Genomic DNA, 19,819 nt, shown 5'->3' with positions numbered 1-19,819 from the left:
CCCCGGGAGCACCCAAATTCGCTGTACCCGTCCTGTCGCCCAGTGCCGCTGTGAGGGTGCTGGTGTCACACCTTGTTCACCACGACGGCCAGGAGAAGGCCAGTCTCGTTGTCGTAGACCACGACGACCTGATGCCCCAGGGCGAATGCTTCCTGGATCTGGCTACGGAGGGACTGGTTCACGTTCTGGAGTTGGTGCCAGTTGCCGTTGACGAACAGGTACATGACTGACGGCTGGCCGGGCAGCGGAGCCGGAACGTCCCAGTAGTTCGTGGCGACAGCCCTGACAAGGGCCCGACTGTCGACGGCGCTCGGGAACACCACCGACTCCTGCTGCAATTGCCGACCGTACGACTGTCCCGGGCCCGGCCGACCCATCCTGCTTTCCTGCTCCGTGCCTTGCGGCAGGGACATGCTGACCCCTTGGCGGCTGCCGTACCGCCACCACTCATGCTGCTGCGGGTAAGGACCGCTCGTCTGCGGGACGGTGTCCATGCGGGTGTCATCCTCTCCGAGTGAATCCGCCGGTGGTGCGGTGATCAGCCTGTGAGGCTCCAGAGCGGCGCTGCTCAGGCCGGGTCGCACGACAGCCTTGAGCAGTCGTACAGCCTCAACTCCTTGTGGAAGTGCACGCGGCCACGGGCCACTTCGCCCCAGGACCAAACGCCCGGGGCTCATGCGGACCAGGTGAGACGCCGACCCGCTCCAGCAACCCCGCTTTCCGACCAGGTCTCGCGCTCTCAGAAGCGAACCGCCCCGGCACGCCCCGCCAGAGACAACCCGGTCAACCACAAGGTCTCGCGACGCGCGCCCCACCCGTTCCGGCCTCGCAATGACGCTGCATCATGGTCTTCCTCCTGAGCCGAAGAACATGGCACTACCGGGCGACCTGCCCCGGAAAAACGGACGACCGCTGTCGGTTCCGGAGTACTGCCCCACGTGCCATGGACCTGCCCCGATACGGCGTGATCCGGACCCACCTCGGCCGCTTGCCGAGGGCCGCGCTCGGCAGCCGTACTGGCCACACTCTGCTACTGCTTCAGGGGCACGTCCACCCTGCTCGTGCGAACCGAATGTGGTGTGGATCAGGTGTGGCTCTTGCCGAGGGAGGCCGTGTCGGTCTTCGTACGGGGCGAGGTGAGCGGCCGACGGCCCACGTTGGCGAGGCGGTACACCGACACGCCGGCGCCGCAGAGTCGGTGACGAAGGGCTTGTACCGCGACGGCGCAGTCCGAGGGGGGTTCGTGTCGTCGGCCGCCCGCGTTGGCCACGCGGGATCGTGGCGACTCGCAGCGCCGAGCCTTCGTGGGCGGTGTCGAGGACGACGACGGCACGGTCGTGGCCGATCCGTGCGGCCACGTCGGTGGCGCAGGTGCGCAGTATCCGTACGGGCGATGCCAGTGACCGGGCGGACCAGAAGCAGGCCGTTCCCGGGGGCCGGGCCTGTGCGGCGAGGACGTGCGCCAGGGCGGTGCGTGTCCTCGGCGCACAGCACAGGCAATCAGGCGATGCAGTCGCGCTGGGGCGGGGCCCAGGGCGTCCCGGCGCTACCGCAGGATGACGCGCTGGGCAGGGGGCCTCGACGTCGCGCAGGCCGGAGCCGATGAAGGACGAGCCGAGCAGACGGAAGGCGCCGCCTCGGGAGCCCTGGACGACGTACGTGCCACCGCACGGTCGGAAGAATTTCCGCGCGCCCAGGAACGGGCACGGTCGGAAGAATTTCCGCGCGCCCGGGAACGTTTCCGCCGTACGCCTCCTCTGCAGGGTGTCCCACTCGCATCCCCGTCTCCTGGAGGCCCCATGTCCACCGCCGACCACACCGCACGCCGCGCAGCCACACTGATCGCCTCGGTGCTGGCCATGGACGCCGCCCTGCACCTGTTCTGGGCCACCGGCTCCACCTGGCCGGCGCCGGACGAGAAGTCCCTGTCGGATGCGGTCCTGGGGCTCGAAGCCCCGTTCACACCCGTGGTGGTCGTCCCACTCGCCCTGCTCCTGCTCGCCGCGTCAGGGATCGTCCTGATACGTGCCAGGCGCCGTACCCGCCTGCTGCAACTCGGCCTGCTCGCCGTGCTGTCGGGGCTGTCGGCCCGTGGTCTCGCCGGGCTCCTATGGCTGGTCACGAAGGGACTCCGCCTTCTACTGGCTGAACCTGGCCCTCTACACACCGCTCTGCCTCGTCCTCGCCGCGGCGGCCCTGCGCGTGGCGAAGTCCCGGCCCGCTGTTTCGGCGGCTCTGGAAGACTCGCTCCGTGCCTGACGAAGCCACTGTCCAACGAGTCCGCGCGGCCCAGCGCGGCGACACCCTCGCGATGGCGGCCCTGCTGGACGAGCTCACCCCGTACGTGGGCCGGATCTGCGCCCCCATCGCCCTCGACCAGGGGCCGGACGCGACGCAGGAGGCGCTGACCGCCGTGTTCCGCGCGCTGCGCACGCTCAAGCAACCAGCGGCGCTGTACGGCTGGGTACGTTCGATCGCCGTCCGCGAGGCCGTCCGGGTCGCCCGCCGCTCGGCCGGTTCGGTCACGGCCGACTTGAGCGACCTGCCTGCCCGTGGCGATCCCCAGCTGGCTTCCGACATCCGCGATGTCCTGAACCGGCTCTCGGCCGAACACCGCGCGGTCCTGGTCCTGCGCGACATCGAGGGCCTGGACGAACGTTCCGCCGCAGAACTGCTCGGCCTGCGCGTGGGAACCGTCAAGTCCCGGCTCTCGCGCGCCCGCGACACCTTCCGGAAGGCATGGACGTCATGACCTACGCACAGAGCGACATCCCCTGGCCGGTCAACGGCCTGGACCCGGTACGCCGCCTGCACGTCCTCGCCGCGGGGGTGCGCGGCGCCCAGGTGAGCGAGCGGCTGATCGAGGCGCCCGTCGAGCGGGTGTGGCCCCTCCTCGCCGATCTGGAGGGCGGGTTGGGCAGCGTCCTGCCGGACATGCGGGGGGTGCGGGTGACCCGGCGGGACGGCGAGGAGGTGACGGCGGTCGCCCGCAGCAAGTACGGCTTCCGGGCTCGCCTGGAGGGTGTCCAACGCCCCGGCTGGTGCTGGCTGCAGAGCAGGTTCCTGCTGGTGGGCGTGGCTGCCGTCGCAGAGGGCGAGGGTACGCGAGTGGCGCTCACCGGAGGCGTGCGGGTGCCGGGACGGGCGGCGTTGGTGCCGGTGGGGGTGGGCCGGTCCGGGCGCCGGAGTCTGGACCGGCTGAGCGCCCTGTTCGACCCTTCCGGCGTGTGAGTGATTGCCGATGCGGGACGCGGTGCCTGTCGGCGACAGCCTGGAGCAGGGCTCCAGCCGTGCTCGCGGGTCGGGCGTCGTCTCTTGGCCGGGCGTTGCGCAAGGCGGAGGCCGGACCGGCCGGGCTCCACGACCGGACCTCACACCGACCCGTCCCGGTCGCTGGTGACGGAGGCCGTACGTCGGACGACTCCGCGAACGGGAGCGGTACCTTGCGCCCAGGCGCGGACGCCCGCCCCCCCCGGAATCCCGCCACCCGCCTCTGGCCCCGCCATCTGCCTGTCCGCCGCCGCCGTATACCGACCCTGAACGCGTACGACCGTTGCGGGACTTCGAGCCGCGCAGGCGTCCTGGCCATGGCCTCGGTACGAAACGAGGCAGTCAGGGCCTGAGGCCGTCCAAGGGCCGCAACGGGGGCCGCGTCCACTACGACCGTCGCAGAGAGGTCGGCGACCGGCACACCGCAGCTCAGAGAAACCTCTTCAATCGCATGCTTGGCTGCCTCCACCACTGCCTCACCGGCCGGACCGACTACAACGAGGCAATTGCCTTCCCCACCACCCCCACGACACCCGACACCGCTTGACAGATCAACCGCATCGGATGTCTGGCGGAACAAGCACACCGCCGACCTTCGGCTCCGCAAAGTCGTGGCCAGGGCCAACGTCGCCTGACCGGCACTATCCGAACGACGCATCCTCACGGGCGGCAAAGCAGTCGCAGCCGTCGTGCTCGAAGCGCACCCGCCCATCGAACGGCGACAGGGAGCTGGTGCAGGCCCCGTAGTCCCGCCCGACTTCGCCACTGAGCGTGACCCAGAACCGGCAGCCGCCGCATTGGGAGTCGTACCAGTCGTCCTGATAGTCCGGCTCGCCGGTGGACCGGTTCAACGATGCCATCCAACGCGCATGACACTCATCGTTGTGACCTCGATCGTCGCCGGTCCACGGCCCGCCAGACATCAGCACTACCCCCATTGGTCCACGAAGAGAGGCACTCAGACTCAACCCCTCCCGATCACCGAGCGATCCTCTCACCAACTACGGGACAAACGTTGCCTGATGCGGCACTAGAGTCATCCCGTGGACGTCCATAACTGGTTCGAGGTCGAGGACCCTGAGGAGTACGGCGAGGAGCCCTGGGACTTCGGCGAGGCCGAACTCGCCTTCCTGGCAGCTCTGCGAACCCGGGCTGCTCAATGGCGGGTGCAGTGGGCCTCCAGTCAGGTCGGACGGCCCGAAGGCGAGTCCTCGTTCCTCGTCCATATCGGCCTTCTTGACCAAGCGCGTCGACTGGTGCTCGCCGAGTGGGCCGTGCACTTCTACGGCACCCACGTGCTGGCCGGGAAGGTCCGCGACCAGCTCTTCAACCTTCACGAGTCGCCCGAGCACGGCTTCTTCCGGGCCTCCGGCACGGTCGAGGAGCTTGCGGAACGCTGTGCCGACTGGTTTGAGAAGCTGTTGCGCCGCCCTGTCGACCGCGTCGAGTGGGCGTCCACGGACAGGAAGCATGCGACCCACTGGGAATTCGCCGACACGGGCGAGGTCCTGGCGATGCGCGGCTCCGTCCCCACCGACGGCTCACCTCCGGTCCACCGCATCCCGGTCCGTCACTGACTGCCGGACAGGCTTTGGCACTCGTGTGTCCAAGATCAGACCGATTGCGGTCACGCCGGTTCGGACCGAGTGGGTGCGGTGCGTAGGCGGGTGGCCAGTGCGCGGTTGCGTGCTCGGAGGGCCCGTCGCTCCTCGGCCTCGGTGAGCACCGCGGCTCTTGCATCCCCTCCGGCGTCGAACGGCGCCGGAGAGAAGTGGTCGCTGGCTCTGACGTGCCGTTCCCAGTCGTCCTGCCAGAACTCCACCGTCCAGCCCGGCCACAGCTCCGGTACTTCGTAGGCCTGTGGCGAGGAGTAGAGGGACCACCAGCCCAGGTGGCGGCGTTGCGGGTCGAGGTGGATGCCGGAATTGACGTGGAGGCGGCAGACACCGTGGCCAGGGGCGTCCGACAGGCGGTGGAGCAGGGCGGCGCCCTCGCGGACGGGGTGGTCGAAGGCGTCCGAGGCGACGTGGCAGTGGTCGGTGCCGGCTGTGATCAGCACACCGCCCGGGTCGGCCCCGGCCAGGTCCTCGTCGTCAGGAGCGAGGAGCGGGGCCACGGACGGGGCCGCATCGCGGCAGCGGACGTACTCGGGATCCAGCCCGATGTACTCGCGCAGTTCGGCCGGGCCGTCGTAGAGCCAGCGGACCTCCCAGCCCGGCCACGCGGCTCGGATCATTGCGAACACGGCCGCACGGTGGCGGAGTTCGGTGCTGGGTCCCTGCCAGGCGAAGAACAGAAGCACCTTCCGGCCGAGGTCGAGCAGTATCCCGCCCTGGGCCATGCTGTCGTCCAGCCACCAGCCGTCCTGGCGGAGTTCCGGAAGCATGCCGAGAACCGGACCCGGCCCGTACAGCAGGTCGAGGTCGATTCCGACCGCCCAGCCGGTCCGGTACAGCTCGTGTGTGCCGTTCTCGCGGAGCACGATGACGTTGGCTCTGTCTCCCATGAGGGCAGGATGGCCGGGCGGGAGCCCTGCCGACCATCCGTTTTCGGCGCTTGCAAGGCTCCGGTGTCCTGCGAGTCGGACATGCCGGGAGGGCGGAGGCTCGGGGCTTGGCCGTGTCTCTGGTGTGGTGTGGTGTGGTGAGGGCGGCGGCGCGGGCTCCGGCCGGTCGGCGACTTCGGCGTACTAGGCCCTGTCGACGGACCGCAACAGCTATGCCAATGTGCACAGTCCGCCGATCAGGCTCGCCCCGGTGCCACGAGGGCGAATACGGCGCGCATGCCGGTCATGGCGTCGGCAGCAGCAGCCATCGAGCCCCGCTCACTCACCCACCCGAAAACGGTACGGCCCCGCGAAACCGTCCCAAGCTCCTTCCTCGGCCACGGGAATCACTCGTGCGCCCGCTGCATCTTTTGGGCAAACCATGGTCAGCGCATGGAACTGTTCGCTCTACGGCCGCGTAGAATCAACGGTTGGCGCTCGCGACGCCATCGGCGACCCGCGCTCACCTCCACAGGGGGACCGGCCACCAACGTGCTGAGGATTCAGAAGGGTGTCAGTCGTGGTTACCAGACGTCTGACCCCGATCAGTGCGGGGGAGTCGCATGGTGGATCGCTGTCCACCGACAGCACTTCGGCTGTCCTGAGAGGGAGTAGCTCTGTGCCGACCTGCCGCCACCGGTGGTATTCCCGCGTGCCGTACCGCAGTGAACTCGGCCGTCCCGTCGTCACCCCTCGCTTTGGGTGCTTGTGAGCACGCCCCTCGGCACCGGGCACTCCCAGAGGATGCGACCGGGCGGTACGACGTCTCCAGGCCTGCCGGCCACCGGCCTCGCCCTGCCCGGGACGTACGAACCGAACCGCGGCGACGAGAGGGAGCTTCCGTTCCGAATAAGCCCCCAGGGAATCCTCGACTTCCGAGGGACATCCGGGCCGGACATACGGCTCTCCTACCCGCGCAACGCGACGGTCGTCGTCGCGGGACTTCCCGGCAGCGGGAAGAGCACCCTCCTGCACCGGTGGTCCCGTGCCGCCACGGTCATTGATCCCCGTAAAACCCGTACCGCCTATGAGGCCCGGATGCCGTCGTGGCTTCCCTACGCCGTGTACCGGCCGTGGGCCCGTCTCCAGCACATGCGGTGGACGGACCGTGAAATGCGAGGCACCGGCCCCCTGCTCATCCACGACTGTGGGAGCAGGGTCTGGATGCGCCGATGGCTGGCCCGCCGCGCACAACACGCCACCCGGCCCCTGCACATGGTGATGCTCGACGTCGGCCCTCTGGAGGCGCTGTCAGGACAGCATGCCCGCCAGCGCTTCGTCTCACGGAGAGTCTTCTCCGTTCACCAACGAGGGCTGATGAAGCTGCTGGTGAATCTCAACCAGCCAGACATCCTGGCCGAGTTGGGGCTGACGTCCTTGGTCCTGTTCGATCGCTCCTCAAGGGAACGTGCAACAGTCGTCGGATTCGAGGCTCCCGGCCCGCGTGGGCCGGCCGTGGCCGACACCCCAGCACGCCCGGCCGGATCGGTCGACTCCCGGCAGACAGCGGGTGACGCCCGATGAGGCTCTGCTTCCTGCTGGAGGAGTGCTACCGCCACGACGGCATGCCCAACGAGGTGATCCGGCAGCTGATCTCCTGGGGCCACGAAGTGGACGTCATACGGCCAGGTGGCTCGCTGCTTCGCATGACCGGGGCAGTGGAGGCCGGCATCCACGATGCCTGGGTCCTCAAAACGGTCTCGGGAGGGCCGGGACTGGTCCTGCTCGAAGCAGCGGCCGCCGCGGGGGTGACCACGATCAATGACGCCCGTTCAATCCGCGGCGTACGGGACAAGGCACTGGCAGCCGCCATCGGCGCGCACAGCGGGCTTCCACTGCCGCGCACGTACGCCGCGGCTTCACCCGAACTGCTCCGCGAGGTCCCGGACGCGGATTTCCCCCTCGTCGTCAAGCCTGCCGACGGCAGCTCCGGACGAGCCGTGCACCTGGTCCTTTCGCCGGCACAACTGGAGGAGAAGCTCCCCCTGCTCGCGGGCGAGGGCATGCTCATCGCCCAGCCGTACGTGCCGAACTCGGGGACCGACATCAAGGTCTACGCGGTCGGCGGCGAACTGTTCGCGACGGAGCGCAACTCCCCCCTGCACCCCGAGCGCACTGTACGTGAACGGGGCATTCCGCTGTCGAAGGAGATCGCCGACATAGCCGCCGAGGTCGGGTCGGTGTTCGGCCTGGACCTGTACGGGATCGACGTGCTGCTGGGCCCCGAAGGCCCCGTGGTCGTCGATGTGAACGACTTCCCGAGCTTCCGCCAAGTGCCTGACGCGGCAGTGCGGGTGGCGCGGGCGGTCCTGGGGCTGGCCCAGAACCGCAAATCGTCAAACCTTCGGCACGGACGCAGCGAGGGCGGCGTTCCACTGCAACGTCGGGCACCCGCAGTGCCCAGGTGACGGCGGACAGCTGCCAAAGGACGCGGCCCCGCGGCCAGCACCTCGCCGAACATCAGGTCTGGCGTAAGCGAACTGGATCGCCGTGATCCGCCGGACGCCGGTCGAGAACCGCGTACTGACCGCGCTGCCGCCCGGGGTGCGGAGCACGAGGACGCGGGCGAGGCAGCGGGCCGCAACAGCCGCTGCGTACCTGCCTGTTCCTCGTCCTCTTCTTCCCCCTCCTCTTCGTTCCTCCTATTCCTTCCTCTTCGATCCGCGAGGCGCTGGCGCCCCGGGCGGTTCATGTCGTTCCGGGCGGGAGGCGCGCAGACGGGAGATGAGCGCACCACCGTACGTAGCCGCCAGCGGGGCGACGAACCACAGGACGAAGGCGTACGAGACCAGCCAGGCGAGACCGGCGCTGAGCAGGAACCACGCACCCACCGCCCAGGACCCGTTGGCGTGGCGACGGATGAGTGCGGGGTCTCCGTCGATCAGGCCCGAGCCGGCGGCGATCTCCTTGATGACGGCCTCGCACAGGAGCATCGCGGCCATCGTTCCGGCGAACAGGGTCTGTGCCAAGGGGTTGGTGATGGAGGTGCCCATGACCGCTGTCGGAAACGGCAGGAACGCGACCAGCAGCAGGAACGGTGCGTGCCAGCCCACGAAGGACTTCGACAGCACGACGACCTCGTCCATCAGTTTGTGATGGCGGCGCCACACCGACCAGAGCAGGACGAACGCCAGCACGAAGGCCAGGTAGGAGCCGCGTTGTTCCACCAGGAAGTGGCCCAATGCGCGAGCCGACGCCAACTCCTTCGCGTGGGGGCGTTCCAGTTCGACTGCGAGCAGTGTCATGGCGATCGCGAAGAGCGCGTCCGTGAAGAAGACGAGCCTTTCGGGAGAAAGCCCAGGCTCCGGGCGAGTACCGCTGTTCATCCGCGCTCCCAAGCTCCCAAGGGTGAAGGCTCTGCTGGCGATGTTAGGGAGTGCTTCGGCCGAGGGCGAGGAGGCGGGTCTGACCGGGGTGCCGTTCCAGGGCACAAGCCCCTGGTGCGGGGCCTGCGGGACGAGCGGGTTGAGCCGGAAGGGGGTACTGGCTCACCGGCGTCGCATGAGGCCATGAGGCCATGAGGCCATGAGGCCATGAGGCCATGAGGCCATGAGGCCATGGGGCCATGAGGCCATGGGGCCATGGGGCATTGGCGGCCCGGTCAGATGAGCGAAGAGGTTGTGCCGTACGCGGATGGCGGCCCCGGCACGCCCACGACGCAGGCAAATCCCCCAGGCCGAGCGAGCCTCTCGACGTTGCTCCGCTTCCCGAGTACCAGCGCGAGCGCGTCAGAGGTGTTCCCGTGATTCCTCGTTGGCCCCAGGAGTTCCACCCACTTCCTCCAGGGCTTCCCCGGAAGGGGGGAGTGCGTCGCGCAGACGTTGCAGGGACGCCGTCACGACGGCACGGATGTCGGCCTCGTGCAACGGGGCGGAGAGCAGCGCCGAACTCAACGAAAAGCCCTCTACCAGGGCGAACAGCAGGAGCGCCTCGCGGCGCAGCGCGTCCTCGTCGATCGTCCGGTCGGCCAGCGCATCGCGCAGCAACGAGCGGATCACCCCCGCGCCTGCGAGGGACGTGGCAGCGATGTCGGTCGCCAGCTCCTCGTCCGTGCGAGCCATGACACGGTATTCGACGAGAGCGATGTTCTCCCGGCGCTCCTGCTCACTGGTCGGAGCGGCGAATGCGATCACATCCACGATCCGCGCCACCGGGTCGTCGGACATGGTCGTGGCGCGGCCTGCGGCGCGCTGCATGAGGACGCCCAGCGTGAAGCGCATGACTTCGCGGACGGTGTCGCCGAAATAGTGCCGGATGCTCCCGATGGCCAGGCCTGTGCGTGCGGAGATCCGGGCGAGGGTCACCGAGCGGATCCCGTGCTCGGCGATCTCCTCGATCACGGCGTCGGCGACCTGTTCACGGCGGACGTCTGGGTTGGCTCTCTTGGGCATGCACCCATCCTAGTCCCCGTTTTGGCATGCCCGTGCTACTTTATTTAGCACGGACATGCTAACCAGGTGTCGTGGCGGTGCTCTGCCCCGTCACGACCCCGGACAGGGGAGACATGAACGACCTGAAAAGCCCCGGGGGCCGGCGCGGTGCGGAAGGACCCTTACGGCTTGCACGGGCGCGACGGCGATGCGGCAAAGCGTGCGAAGCCGGCTCCGGAGCCGCGCTCACCAGTACCTCCGTTCCGCCCCTCCTTGTCACTGCGCCGCGCACGCCTACGCACGGCAGTACACACGTTTCTCGATCGGTCGCCTTGACGCGCCGACGGCGACGGCCGGTGTGGATCACATGTGTGAACACGTATCGCTCCACCGGTACGACGTACGCGCGCCCGAGCACCGGCGCGCCCAGCCCTCCCACCAGTACCCCGAGGCGGGACGCACCCTCTCTGCCTCTGCCCGCGCCGCCACCGTGCCGACAGCGAATCTGCTGAAACGCGCCCCTCAACCACTCAAGTTCGTTGCCCACAAGCGACCTTGAGCTGATCGAGTCATCCCGGACCCTCACCCACCGACCTGACGGCATGGGCGAAACACAGTTCCCTCCACCACGGTCGATTTCGCGCGGACGGACGAGCCACGCTGCCGCCCCGTCCGCCATCACCTCACCACCCCGACCTCGCACACTCCCTCAACCACCGCAACAGCACCCCCATGCACGACCGCAGCTCAACACAGGAGAAACACATGCGCTCAGATCCGCGATCCCGATACCGCAAAACCGTGCTCGGCGCCGCCGCGGCGACCTTCCTCCTCCTGCTCACCGGACACGCCCCCGCCGCTCCTCCACCTGACTCCGGCAGGGATCTCGGCGCCTATCTCGGCCAAGATCTCAACTGGGCCGAGTGCGAGAACGGTACGACGAGCACCACGGACACCAACCGGTCCGCGGACCCTGCGCTCCAGTGCGCCTCGGTCGAGGTACCCCTCGACTACGACAAGCCGTCGGGCGCGAGGGCACACATCGCGCTCACGCGCCTCCCCGCTTCGGGCGAACCCGAGGGCTCGCTCCTGGTGAATCCGGGCGGGCCCGGAGGTTCCGGTACCAGCCTCGTCGCGTCCACCCTGCGACTGTGGCAGGGCAGTCCCGTCGCGGAAAGGTTCGACATCGTCGGCTTCGACCCTCGCGGGGTCGGGTCGTCGACCCCGGCCGTCGACTGCTACAGCGACAAGGAGTACGACGCAGGCGACGTGCCGAGGTTCGGCGCGGTGTACGACATCACGAGCGCCGGGGAGGCGGCCGAACTCGCAGAGCGTTGCCAGACCGGGTCTGGCGGTGCCGCGAACCTCGTGAATGTCGGGTCCACCAACGTCGTACGCGACATGGACATCATGCGCCAGGTGCTCGGCGACGACCGGCTGACCTACCTCGGCTACAGCTACGGTACGGAGCTCGGCGCCATGTACGCCGCGACCTACCCCGACAAGGTCCGCGCGATCGTCCTCGACGGGGCCGTGTCGCCCGACCTGACGGCGAGCGAGTCACGCCTCGCCTCCTTCACCGGACTGCAGGCACGGTTCGACGACCTCGCCGCACACTGCGCGAAATCGCCCGACTGCGTCCTCGGCCCCGACCCCACGGCCGCGAACGCCCGCCTGCACGAGATCGTCAAGCCGATCATCGCGACACCAGCACCGACCACCGACGGCCGGAAGCTGAGCATCTGGGACGTCTATCTCGGCATCAGTGGCGGACTGTACGCAGAGAAGAACTGGCCCGGCATCATCTCCGCCCTCACCGCGCTCGAAGCAGGAAACGCCGACAAGATGCTCGCCCTGCGCGACACCTTCTACGGCCGCACGGCGGACGGGTCCTACAGCATGGACTTCGACAAGAACATCGCTGTGCGCTGCATGGACTCACCCCGCCTGACGCCGGAGGAACAGACCGCCCTCGCTCGCAAGATCGGGAAGGTTGCCCCCATGTTCGACCTCGACGTGTTCACCGCCGGCAACTACCACAACGAATGCGAGGCTTGGCCGGCACCGCCCACGCGCGACGAACCCTGGCTCGCCGACGTCGAAGACCTCCCCGAGACGCTTGTCGTGTCGGTCACCGGCGACCCTGTGACACCGCACGAGGGCGGCATCGCGCTGGCACGGGCTCTCGGCGGAAGCCTGCTCACAGTCGACGGGAAGCAGCACGGTGCCTATCTGCTCGGCGGGAGCAAGTGCGTTGATGACGTCGTCAGCGAATATCTCCTCGAACTCAAATCCCCGCCCACTGGAGCCCGTTGCAGCCTTTGACGCGGCGGTGTTCGCGGAGGACCACGGCCCGGTGTGCGTTGTACCGCGTGTTGCTCAGGCACGCGGGGAGAGGGGTGCCGCCACGGCGGGCGCCCGTCCGTCTCCGACCGCGAGGCCTACGAGCGACGCGACACCGTCGAACGCTGTGACAACCGGCTGAAGAGCCGGTGCGGTCGGCAACCCGCTGCCAGAAGACCGCCACAGCCGTCCGAGCCGGACTCCACGTCGTCGGCACCTTCGTACGGCCCGCCCGCAGATCCACGCGAGACACCCGTCCGGGCGGGTCTGCTCGGTCAGGACAAGCGGCTCAGGAGCGCCTGGCACAGTCGCCGCAGTTCGCGATCGGTGGACGCGCTCCTGAAGGAGTTGTTGTGGGGCCGGGACAGTTCGTCGTGGATGCGGGGGAGCGCGGGTGCGGCCGCCGAACCCATCCGGTCCAGGCAGGTCAGGACGAAGGTCGCGGTGCAGTCGTTCTCCTCCCACGCTGCCAGGAGGGCGTCGACGACCACAGCGGCCTCGTTCTCTCCTCCGACGTCCCACAGGGCGGCAGCGGCGTGCACGCGGACCCACTCGCGGCGTCTGGCCGTGATGTCCCTCAGGCGCGGCAGTGCGGGTGCGGCTGAGGGCCCGATCCGGCCGAGCACATCGGCCGCGTCGGTCGCCATGTAGGTGTCGAGCAGTTCGATCAGCCGTGGGACGAGGTCCGCCGCGTCGCCTTCGAGTGCCCACAGCGCCGCTGTCGCGGCCGTACGCACGGAGAGTTCCTCCGCGTCTGCCAGAGGCCGCAGCACTCCGAGAGCGGCTGCTGCCGATGAGCCGAGTGCGGTGAGCGCCTCCATGGCCGAGACGGCGGTGCGCCACTGTTCGTGACGTACGGACTCGGTGAGCGCGTGCACCAGGGCGGGGACGGCCCCCGGGTGGCCCAGTCGGCCGAGCGCGGACGCCAGGGCGTGCGGGTTCGTCACTGGCCACTCCTGCGAGAAGTCGACGCCGGTGAGGTACCGCGCGAGGCGGGGGACCAACTGTGCGGCACCTTCGCCGATGCCGCCTGCGACCTGCACGGCCCGCCAGGCGTCGACACCGCTGTCCAGCCCCACCAGTACGCAGGGCAGCGCACGTGGGTCACCGAGATGTGCCAGCGCCAGGACGGCCTCCTGGTGGGCGCGGCGCAGCAGCGCCTGCGGCGCTGCCCACACGTCAGGTCCGTGTGCGTCGCGGTGTGTGCCGACGTACGAGGCGAGGGCCTCGCGGGCCGGTTCGGCAGCGGTGCCCAGACCTCCGAGGCACGCGGCCGCCGCGGCGGAGGTGTAAGCGTCCTCGGGGCTCAGGCGGTCCGCCACCAGCAGGACGAGCGCCGAGTGGTCGCCCCGCGCGGAACTGATCAGCCGCCCGGCCATGCCGATCGCGTCGTACCGGGTGCCGCCGTGGGGGCTGCGGAGCTGTTCGGTGAGCAGGGCGGTGCGCTCGGGCACACGGGACCCAAGTGCCTCGTGGAAGGTGTGCAACAGGGCGGTGGTGGCCGCGTGGGCCCGGCCGTGCTGGGCCAGGTCCTCAAATGCGGCGGCTATGTGAGGGGGTGTGCCTTGGGCCACGGCCTCTGCCTGTTCCTTCGCGGCCCTTTCGGCCACTGCGCACGGGCAGGTTCCCGACCCGGACCCGCAGGCGCTTTCGCCGGGCCCCTTCGGCTGCTCCGGTGACGGCGCGGGGGTGAGGCGGCGCAGCAGGTCGATCGCCGTGGTTACGGTTTCGGCGCCGATGACCTCGGGGTTGCAACGTGCTTGCTGCACGAGGGAGCCGAACCGGATGGCTGTGTCCGCTGTCGGGTCGTCGGCCAGGGCGCGGAGCCGGGCCGCGACGGTGTCCTCCGCGGCGGGAAGCCGGAGGGCGAGGGTTGCCATCGTCTCGATGACCAGGAACTGTTCCGCGGCCTCCTGTGCGGCCCCGAGCCGGTCGCGCAGGACGTCGGTGGCCTGCTCGGGGTCGTCGAGGAAGAGCCCCAGCCCCTCCATGGCCTCCCGTCGCACCCGCGGGTCCGGGTCCGACGAGTAGGCGACGAAAGCATCGGCGTGTGCGCGCATGATCGCCGCGCAGTCCGCGTACGCCGTCGCAATGTTGCCGTCCGCGCCGAACCGGAGGCCGCCGTCGTCCCGTTCGACCGCCGAGCGCCCGAGGGCGAGCAACAGGGCCACGACCTCGGCACGGTCCGGGGTCGTAGGGTCGTCGGCCAGGGTGAAGAGGAAGGGCAGGCTGACGGTCGTGCAGTCGAAGAGGTCGCCCTGGTGGCTGACCGCGTGGAAGTACGCGGTGTGTGCTGCCTGCCGTGCCGTGGGATCGGGCGAGCGCATGGCCCGCAACAGGGCGGGGATGTTCTCGCCGTCGTCCAGGGACGCCCAGCCGACGTCGTCCAGCTCAAGATCGTTAGTCATGTGCGGACTATGGCACCGGGCACTGACAATGGAAGGGCGAGCAGCGGTGGAGCCTGCCCGTCAGCTACGACAGGAACATCCCCCTGTCAGAGCTTCCCGCCGAGCAGTACGGTGCGGTGGCCGCCGAGACGGCGTGAGAACTCCGCGACGAACTCGGGGCGCAGTACCGGCCAGTTCCAAAAGGTGAAGCCGAGATGGCCGAACGCGAAGTAGTCGTCGGCCCAGAGCCAGGTGTGCACGGGGGCTGTGCGGGTGCAGGACGGGCATGCGACGGGCTCGTCGTCCCCGTCGGCCCAGGAACCCACCGCGTCCCGGAACCGGTCCCACGCCTCGTCGATGGGTGACCAGTACTCGTCCACGAGGGACGTCTCCGCCGCGCAGTGCGGACAGGTGACGGCCGAGGGTTCGCCCTGCCCGGCATCGAAGACCGTACGTCCTACGGCGACATGCAGGCCGTTGCTCCACACATTGACCAGCTCGGGATCGGGGTCCTCGACGGCTTCGGCGAAACGCGTCCCCGGCGGATGCCCGGCGTCCGCGCCGAGTACGCAGTCGGTGCGTTCCGCTGCGACGACACCGTCTGCAATCAGCCAATCGAGGATGTTCCCTGCGAGAGCCTGCGCCTCTTCCGGTGCGGCCTCGGTGTCGACGATCGTTTGAAACCAGTCGCCCATGATCTCCCCTCCAGTGCTATTGCCTGCGTACGGTACGTCCCGCCGCGGACAATTGCAGAGTCCTACGAACTCGTATGTTCCGAATCCCCATGTCCTTCGGGGCCGGGGCGGATGAGCTGCTGCGGAGGAGGGCCGTGCGGCCGGGGAGCCCCTGGTTGGGCGTCTGACTCTTGCGTCCCTGTGGGTCAGTTTCGCGGCCACTCTTGGACGGACCCGACACACCCGTACCTCGGCAATCGGCATCAGCCATCGAAAGGTCCGCCATCGAAGGTCCGCCATGGGACGGCCGGCCCCAGCCCGGTCCGACTCCCGTGACCGGAGCGACAGGTCCTATGGCCTGTCTGACAAATGATTACCCCGTGGACTCGCGGAGCCAGAGGATCAAGGAAGCCAGGACAACTCCGGCACGGTAGCGGTCGCCGAGCTTGTCGAACCGGGTCGCGATCGCGCGGAACTGCTTGAGGCGGGCGAAGCATCGTTCGACGACGTTGCGGTCGCGGTAGGTGACCTTGTCGAAGGCCGGCGGCCGGCCGCCGAGGGCTCCGCGTCGGTGGCGGTTCGCCGCCTGGTCGCGGCGCTCGGGGATCGTGGCAGCGATGCCCCGGCGCCTCAGCAGATGGCGGATGGCCCTGCTGGAATACGCCTTGTCACCCAGCACACGGTCCGGTGTCGTGCGCGGGCGGCCGGTGCCGAGGCGCGGGGTGCGGATGCTGTCGAGGACCTGGCCGAACGCCGTCGCGTCGTTGACGTTGCCGGGCGTGAGCACAATCGACAGGGGCAGGCCCCGGCCATCGACGGCGAGATGGACTTTGGTGGTCAGTCCGCCTCGGGAGCGGCCGAGGGCCTGGCGCGCCTGCGAGCGGAGCGGGCGAACCGCTCGTAGACGGTCTGCCACGGCCCGAACCGGTCGGGAGGATCCCGCCACGGAGCCCCGGTCCGCAGCCGCCACAGCACCCCGTTGACCACCTGCCGGTGATCACGCCACGGGCGGCCCCGTCCGTCCACCTGAGGCAAAAGGGGCTCTATCCGCCTCCATGCCGCATCCGTCAACTCACCTCGACCTGCCACAAGATCAATTATCAGACCGGCTATAGAGTCCTGCCCGTGGCGAATCATCAGGACGAGACCAGGACGGCCTACGACGGTGTCGTCGAGCTGTACGCATCGCTGTTCGCAAACCGGCTGGAGACACAGCCTTTCTCCCGGGCCATGATCGGCACCTTCGCCGAACTGGTGCGCGCGACGGGCAACCTGCGGACAGCGGACGTCGGGTGCGGGCCCGGACATCTGACAGCCATGCTGCACGAACTCGGCCTGGACGCCTTCGGACTAGACCTTGCCCCCGGCATGGTCGACCACGCCCGGCAGGCCCATCCGGCGCTGCGCTTCCAAGAGGCGCGGATGGAATCCCTGCCGATCGAGGATGGCGCGCTCGGCGGCGTACTGGCCCACTACTCAATGATTCACACCCCTCCGGGGGAGCTACCGGAGCTGCTCGCCGAACAGGTACGCGTCCTGGCACCGGACGGTCTGCTCCTGGTCTCCTTCTTCGGGACCGACGGACAAGAACCGGTCCGGTTCGACCACAAGGTGGCGCCCGCCTACAGCTGGCCGGTGGATCGCCTCGCCGAACTGCTGGGCGATGCCGGGCTCGATTCCTTTGCCCGGCTGCTCCACGATCCAGCCTCTGATCGGGGCTTCCTCGACGCCCATCTACTGGCCCGCCGTTCGTAGCCACTGCCCAGTCCCCCCAGCCGATCGGCGCACCTCCTGATTGCCAGCTCAGCCGAATCTCGCTGAATCAGACCGGAATTGTCAGACACCCCCTAGATCTGTCCGGCGGATCATGCCGGGGCGGACCACCGGAGACGGACCGCTGTATCGACCCGCCGGACAGGGAACTGGGTGGCGCAGGTGGGGGGCCGACCTGAAATTCCTCGACAAGGGTGGCAGTGATCAGGGAAGCTTCGCGCGATGACAAGAATCGATGACACACCGCCCGCGTGGGACGAGCGCACCCAGCTCACCACGTTTCTCGACTACGCACGTGGCACCGCTCGCGCCAAGTGCGAAGGCGTCTCTGCGGAGAACGCCCGCAAGGCGATCCTGCCGGGCTCGCCGCTGATGACGATGAGCGGAGTGATCAACCACCTCCGCTGGGTCGAGTACTACTGGTTCCAGGTGGTCTTCCTCGGTGAGGAGGACCTGGCCCCCATGACGGATGAGGACCCCGACGGCGAGATGCGGATCGCCGTCGACTTCCCGCTCTCGCAGCTGCTCGACGAGTACGCCGAACAGAGCGCCCGCTACCGCGAACTGGTCGCCGAGAACGACCTGGACAAGCGGGCCGAAGGAACCATCCGCAACGGCCTCCACGTCGACCTGCGCTGGATCCTGCACCACCTCACCGAGGAGACGGCCCGCCACAACGGCCACCTGGACATCCTGCGCGAGCTGCTCGACGGCACAACCGGCTACTAGGGTGCCGCTACTGCCTCAAGGTAAGAAGCAGGGGCGCCCGCCGATACGGACCGTGCGGCAGCTGATCGACGGCGTACGGTTCCGTACCCGCACCGGTGTCCCAGGGCGGGATTTGCCGGAGCGATGCCAGCCTTGGGCGAGGTCGTACGACCTGCTCCGGCGCTGGCAGCGGGACGGCACCCGGCAGCGACTCTTCAGCGATCTGCAAGTCCAGGCCGACGCCAGGGACCTCTTCACCTGGGACCTCAGCGTTGACTCCACCGTTTGCGGGGCCCACCAGTACGCCGCCGGAGCGCGGAGAAGGGGGATCTCCAGGCCGAGCCGCCCGGTGGGATCACCGTCGAACCGGACGGCCACGGTCTCGGGCGCTCGCGCGGCGGTCTGACCACCAAGCTGCACCTGGCCGTCGAGCAGGGCCAGAAGCCGATGTCCGTCGTGATCACGGCCGGACATCGCGGTGACTCCCCGCAGTTTGAACCTGTCCTGGAAAGGGTCCGCGTCGTCCGCCCGGGTGCCGGGCGGCCACGGACCCGCCCCAGCCGAGTCCGTGCCGACAAGGCTTAACCTTCGGCTAAGCGGGAGCGGCGCTTTCCCGGAGGAAGGGGAGCATCAGCGAGAGCGTCCGCTCGGGGTACTGGTCGTGCGGGTAGTGTCCGGCGCCCTCGATCATTTCGAGGCGGCCCAGCCCCGGCGGCAGGGCCTCCACGATCCCCAAGCCTTCGGCGTGCGGGTCGACCCAGTCGGGGTCGAGGGAGCCCATCACGACCAGAACCGGGCAGCGGACCTCGGCGAGCTGTTCGCCGGCGTCGGTCGGTGCGCTGCGGATCATGCCTTGCATGGCCTTCATCCGGCCCGGCTCGCGCAGCATCGCGTCGATGCGGTCGAGCCGCTCGGCCCAGTCGGTGGGCTTCGTACCGGGGTAGGCGACATCGAGGTAGGAGCGCCACAGCCGTTCGCTGCCGAGCAGGCCCGCGCCGAGGAGGCGCAGCATGCCCCGTCGTACGCGTGTGACGCGCAGGGCACCGAGGCCGACCTCCTGTTTGCGAGTGAAAGGGCCGAGCTCGACCAGCGCGGTGATGAGCGAGGGCTCCTGAGCGGCAGCGATGGTCGCGGCACCGCCCGCGATTGAGTGTCCGACGAGTACGGCGGGGCCGCCCAGGCGACGGATCGTGGCGAGCAGGTCACCGGCGATGGCCGTGCGGCTCCAGTCCGCCCAGTCGGCGCTGGACTCGCCGCAGCCGCGCAGATCGACTGCCGCGACCCGATACCCCGCAGCCACCAGGGGCCCGGTCACCGCACGATAGGCGGCACGGCTGTCACCAAGACCGTGCGCGAGGACCACCAGCGGGCCTGAGCCGCTCACCTCGTAAGCAATCGTCCCGCCGCTGACGGGAAGGTGTTCGGTCATGGCGTCCTTCCGTGGCATCGGCGGTCTTGGGCTTTTACGACCATAGCTAGCCGAAACAGCCCACGCCCGTCGGAACTCGCAGGGCGTACGTCAAGGTGGTTCCGGCGCTGCCTGGCATCGGCGGGCCAGGTCGTAGACCAGGCTCCAGGGCCCGTCGTCAACGAGTGCGTCCCACCCCGGCACGCCGAACCGGACCCAGAACCACAGGAACTTGATCATCTAGAGCTCAAGATCCACTTTCGACAGACGCCCTGGACCTGGGAGAGAGCATGCGCGGAGCCCGGGTCTCTGGCACGGCGCCAGCCTTGCCACGCCGTGTT

20 protein-coding genes and 2 pseudogenes are annotated in these 19,819 nt (G+C 69.0%); 12 read left to right on the top strand and 10 right to left on the bottom strand.

The window, feature by feature from the left end:
• Positions 1-65: 65 nt before the first annotated feature.
• Positions 66-494: a hypothetical protein gene (locus ACFYVL_RS01450; protein ID WP_389240547.1), complete on the bottom strand. Its 429-nt coding sequence runs from the start codon at positions 492-494 to the stop codon at positions 66-68.
• A 1,062-nt stretch (positions 495-1,556) separates the two neighbouring features.
• Here ACFYVL_RS01450 and ACFYVL_RS01445 point away from each other — a divergent pair.
• The 4 genes and pseudogenes from ACFYVL_RS01445 to ACFYVL_RS01430 all read left to right on the top strand — a co-directional run.
• Positions 1,557-2,408 (top strand): DUF3995 domain-containing protein, encoded by an 852-nt coding sequence (locus ACFYVL_RS01445; protein WP_389240545.1) that lies wholly within the window; start codon positions 1,557-1,559, stop codon positions 2,406-2,408.
• Positions 2,312-2,752, top strand: coding sequence for an RNA polymerase sigma factor (locus ACFYVL_RS01440; protein ID WP_389240543.1), 441 nt, complete (start codon positions 2,312-2,314; stop codon positions 2,750-2,752). The genes ACFYVL_RS01445 and ACFYVL_RS01440 overlap by 97 nt, the downstream gene beginning before the upstream one ends.
• Entirely contained in the window at positions 2,749-3,231 is a 483-nt protein-coding gene (locus ACFYVL_RS01435) for a hypothetical protein (protein ID WP_389240541.1), read from the top strand. Before ACFYVL_RS01440 ends, ACFYVL_RS01435 begins: the two co-directional genes overlap by 4 nt.
• Positions 3,232-3,643: 412 nt before the next feature.
• A pseudogene (locus ACFYVL_RS01430) lies at positions 3,644-3,817 on the top strand (IS110 family transposase); the annotation flags it as partial.
• Between the two features lie 94 nt (positions 3,818-3,911).
• Here the strand turns inward: ACFYVL_RS01430 and ACFYVL_RS01425 are convergent.
• A complete protein-coding gene (locus tag ACFYVL_RS01425) occupies positions 3,912-4,193 on the bottom strand; it encodes a DUF3027 domain-containing protein (protein ID WP_389241294.1) in 282 nt (93 codons plus the stop codon).
• A 120-nt stretch (positions 4,194-4,313) separates the two neighbouring features.
• On the opposite strand from ACFYVL_RS01425, the gene ACFYVL_RS01420 reads away from it, so the two are divergent.
• Entirely contained in the window at positions 4,314-4,847 is a 534-nt protein-coding gene (locus ACFYVL_RS01420) for a hypothetical protein (RefSeq protein WP_389240539.1), read from the top strand.
• Positions 4,848-4,897: 50 nt separating this feature from the next.
• On the opposite strand, the gene ACFYVL_RS01415 is transcribed toward ACFYVL_RS01420, so the two are convergent.
• Positions 4,898-5,776, bottom strand: a complete 879-nt coding sequence (locus ACFYVL_RS01415) for a hypothetical protein (RefSeq protein WP_389240538.1) — start codon at positions 5,774-5,776, stop codon at positions 4,898-4,900.
• Between the two features lie 783 nt (positions 5,777-6,559).
• Here ACFYVL_RS01415 and ACFYVL_RS01410 point away from each other — a divergent pair.
• A complete protein-coding gene (locus tag ACFYVL_RS01410) occupies positions 6,560-7,339 on the top strand; it encodes an AAA family ATPase (protein ID WP_389241293.1) in 780 nt (259 codons plus the stop codon).
• Positions 7,336-8,223 carry a RimK family alpha-L-glutamate ligase gene (locus tag ACFYVL_RS01405; RefSeq protein WP_389240536.1) on the top strand — a complete coding sequence of 296 codons (888 nt, stop codon included), beginning with the start codon at positions 7,336-7,338 and terminating at the stop codon, positions 8,221-8,223. The genes ACFYVL_RS01410 and ACFYVL_RS01405 overlap by 4 nt, the downstream gene beginning before the upstream one ends.
• Before the next feature lie 234 nt (positions 8,224-8,457).
• Here ACFYVL_RS01405 and ACFYVL_RS01400 read toward each other — a convergent pair whose 3' ends face one another.
• Together ACFYVL_RS01400 and ACFYVL_RS01395 are read right to left on the bottom strand one after the other, a co-directional pair.
• The gene (locus tag ACFYVL_RS01400; protein WP_389240534.1) at positions 8,458-9,141 is read right to left on the bottom strand and encodes a TMEM175 family protein; all 684 of its coding nucleotides are present in this window, start codon (positions 9,139-9,141) and stop codon (positions 8,458-8,460) included.
• 402 nt (positions 9,142-9,543) lie between these two features.
• Positions 9,544-10,206, bottom strand: a complete 663-nt coding sequence (locus tag ACFYVL_RS01395; protein ID WP_389240532.1) for a TetR/AcrR family transcriptional regulator — start codon at positions 10,204-10,206, stop codon at positions 9,544-9,546.
• 780 nt (positions 10,207-10,986) lie between these two features.
• On the opposite strand from ACFYVL_RS01395, the gene ACFYVL_RS01390 reads away from it, so the two are divergent.
• Entirely contained in the window at positions 10,987-12,510 is a 1,524-nt protein-coding gene (locus ACFYVL_RS01390; RefSeq protein WP_389240530.1) for an alpha/beta hydrolase, read from the top strand.
• Positions 12,511-12,803: 293 nt separating this feature from the next.
• Here ACFYVL_RS01390 and ACFYVL_RS01385 read toward each other — a convergent pair whose 3' ends face one another.
• The 3 genes and pseudogenes from ACFYVL_RS01385 to ACFYVL_RS01375 form a co-directional block, all read right to left on the bottom strand.
• Positions 12,804-14,936, bottom strand: coding sequence for a HEAT repeat domain-containing protein (locus ACFYVL_RS01385; RefSeq protein ID WP_389240528.1), 2,133 nt, complete (start codon positions 14,934-14,936; stop codon positions 12,804-12,806).
• 86 nt (positions 14,937-15,022) lie between these two features.
• The gene (locus ACFYVL_RS01380) at positions 15,023-15,610 is read right to left on the bottom strand and encodes a hypothetical protein (RefSeq protein ID WP_389240526.1); all 588 of its coding nucleotides are present in this window, start codon (positions 15,608-15,610) and stop codon (positions 15,023-15,025) included.
• A gap of 330 nt (positions 15,611-15,940) precedes the next feature.
• Positions 15,941-16,726 (bottom strand): annotated as a pseudogene (locus tag ACFYVL_RS01375) (IS5 family transposase).
• Between ACFYVL_RS01375 and ACFYVL_RS01370 the strand changes: the two are divergent.
• From ACFYVL_RS01370 to ACFYVL_RS01355, 4 genes are all read left to right on the top strand, one after another.
• Complete coding sequence (locus ACFYVL_RS01370; RefSeq protein WP_389240524.1) at positions 16,715-17,344, top strand: class I SAM-dependent methyltransferase; 630 nt, start codon at positions 16,715-16,717, stop codon at positions 17,342-17,344. The pseudogene ACFYVL_RS01375 and the gene ACFYVL_RS01370 sit on opposite strands and share 12 nt — an antisense overlap.
• Before the next feature lie 240 nt (positions 17,345-17,584).
• Entirely contained in the window at positions 17,585-18,091 is a 507-nt protein-coding gene (locus ACFYVL_RS01365) for a DinB family protein (protein WP_389240522.1), read from the top strand.
• A 1-nt stretch (position 18,092) separates the two neighbouring features.
• Entirely contained in the window at positions 18,093-18,476 is a 384-nt protein-coding gene (locus ACFYVL_RS01360; RefSeq protein ID WP_389240520.1) for a transposase, read from the top strand.
• Positions 18,425-18,655, top strand: coding sequence for a transposase (locus ACFYVL_RS01355; protein WP_389241292.1), 231 nt, complete (start codon positions 18,425-18,427; stop codon positions 18,653-18,655). The genes ACFYVL_RS01360 and ACFYVL_RS01355 overlap by 52 nt, the downstream gene beginning before the upstream one ends.
• A 7-nt stretch (positions 18,656-18,662) precedes the next feature.
• On the opposite strand, the gene ACFYVL_RS01350 is transcribed toward ACFYVL_RS01355, so the two are convergent.
• Positions 18,663-19,499: an alpha/beta fold hydrolase gene (locus ACFYVL_RS01350; protein WP_389240518.1), complete on the bottom strand. Its 837-nt coding sequence runs from the start codon at positions 19,497-19,499 to the stop codon at positions 18,663-18,665.
• Positions 19,500-19,589: 90 nt separating this feature from the next.
• Positions 19,590-19,718, bottom strand: a complete 129-nt coding sequence (locus ACFYVL_RS01345; protein ID WP_389240517.1) for a hypothetical protein — start codon at positions 19,716-19,718, stop codon at positions 19,590-19,592.
• Between the last annotated feature and the right edge of the window lie 101 nt (positions 19,719-19,819).

The organism is Streptomyces sp. NPDC004111 (genome assembly GCF_042874215.1).
GTDB lineage: Bacteria > Actinomycetota > Actinomycetes > Streptomycetales > Streptomycetaceae > Streptomyces.
This window is presented reverse-complemented; position numbering and strand designations above follow the sequence as displayed.

Coding starts and splice junctions, on each gene's coding strand:
- ACFYVL_RS01425 (WP_389241294.1), bottom strand. CDS start 4,193: ATGTCTGGCGGGCCGTGGACCGGCGACGATCGAGGTCACAACGATGAG.
- ACFYVL_RS01365 (WP_389240522.1), top strand. CDS start 17,585: ATGACAAGAATCGATGACACACCGCCCGCGTGGGACGAGCGCACCCAG.
- ACFYVL_RS01400 (WP_389240534.1), bottom strand. CDS start 9,141: ATGAACAGCGGTACTCGCCCGGAGCCTGGGCTTTCTCCCGAAAGGCTC.
- ACFYVL_RS01435 (WP_389240541.1), top strand. CDS start 2,749: ATGACCTACGCACAGAGCGACATCCCCTGGCCGGTCAACGGCCTGGAC.
- ACFYVL_RS01415 (WP_389240538.1), bottom strand. CDS start 5,776: ATGGGAGACAGAGCCAACGTCATCGTGCTCCGCGAGAACGGCACACAC.
- ACFYVL_RS01350 (WP_389240518.1), bottom strand. CDS start 19,499: ATGACCGAACACCTTCCCGTCAGCGGCGGGACGATTGCTTACGAGGTG.
- ACFYVL_RS01395 (WP_389240532.1), bottom strand. CDS start 10,206: ATGCCCAAGAGAGCCAACCCAGACGTCCGCCGTGAACAGGTCGCCGAC.
- ACFYVL_RS01410 (WP_389241293.1), top strand. CDS start 6,560: ATGCGACCGGGCGGTACGACGTCTCCAGGCCTGCCGGCCACCGGCCTC.
- ACFYVL_RS01345 (WP_389240517.1), bottom strand. CDS start 19,718: ATGATCAAGTTCCTGTGGTTCTGGGTCCGGTTCGGCGTGCCGGGGTGG.
- ACFYVL_RS01405 (WP_389240536.1), top strand. CDS start 7,336: ATGAGGCTCTGCTTCCTGCTGGAGGAGTGCTACCGCCACGACGGCATG.
- ACFYVL_RS01445 (WP_389240545.1), top strand. CDS start 1,557: ATGACGCGCTGGGCAGGGGGCCTCGACGTCGCGCAGGCCGGAGCCGAT.
- ACFYVL_RS01380 (WP_389240526.1), bottom strand. CDS start 15,610: ATGGGCGACTGGTTTCAAACGATCGTCGACACCGAGGCCGCACCGGAA.
- ACFYVL_RS01450 (WP_389240547.1), bottom strand. CDS start 494: ATGGACACCGTCCCGCAGACGAGCGGTCCTTACCCGCAGCAGCATGAG.
- ACFYVL_RS01440 (WP_389240543.1), top strand. CDS start 2,312: ATGGCGGCCCTGCTGGACGAGCTCACCCCGTACGTGGGCCGGATCTGC.
- ACFYVL_RS01385 (WP_389240528.1), bottom strand. CDS start 14,936: ATGACTAACGATCTTGAGCTGGACGACGTCGGCTGGGCGTCCCTGGAC.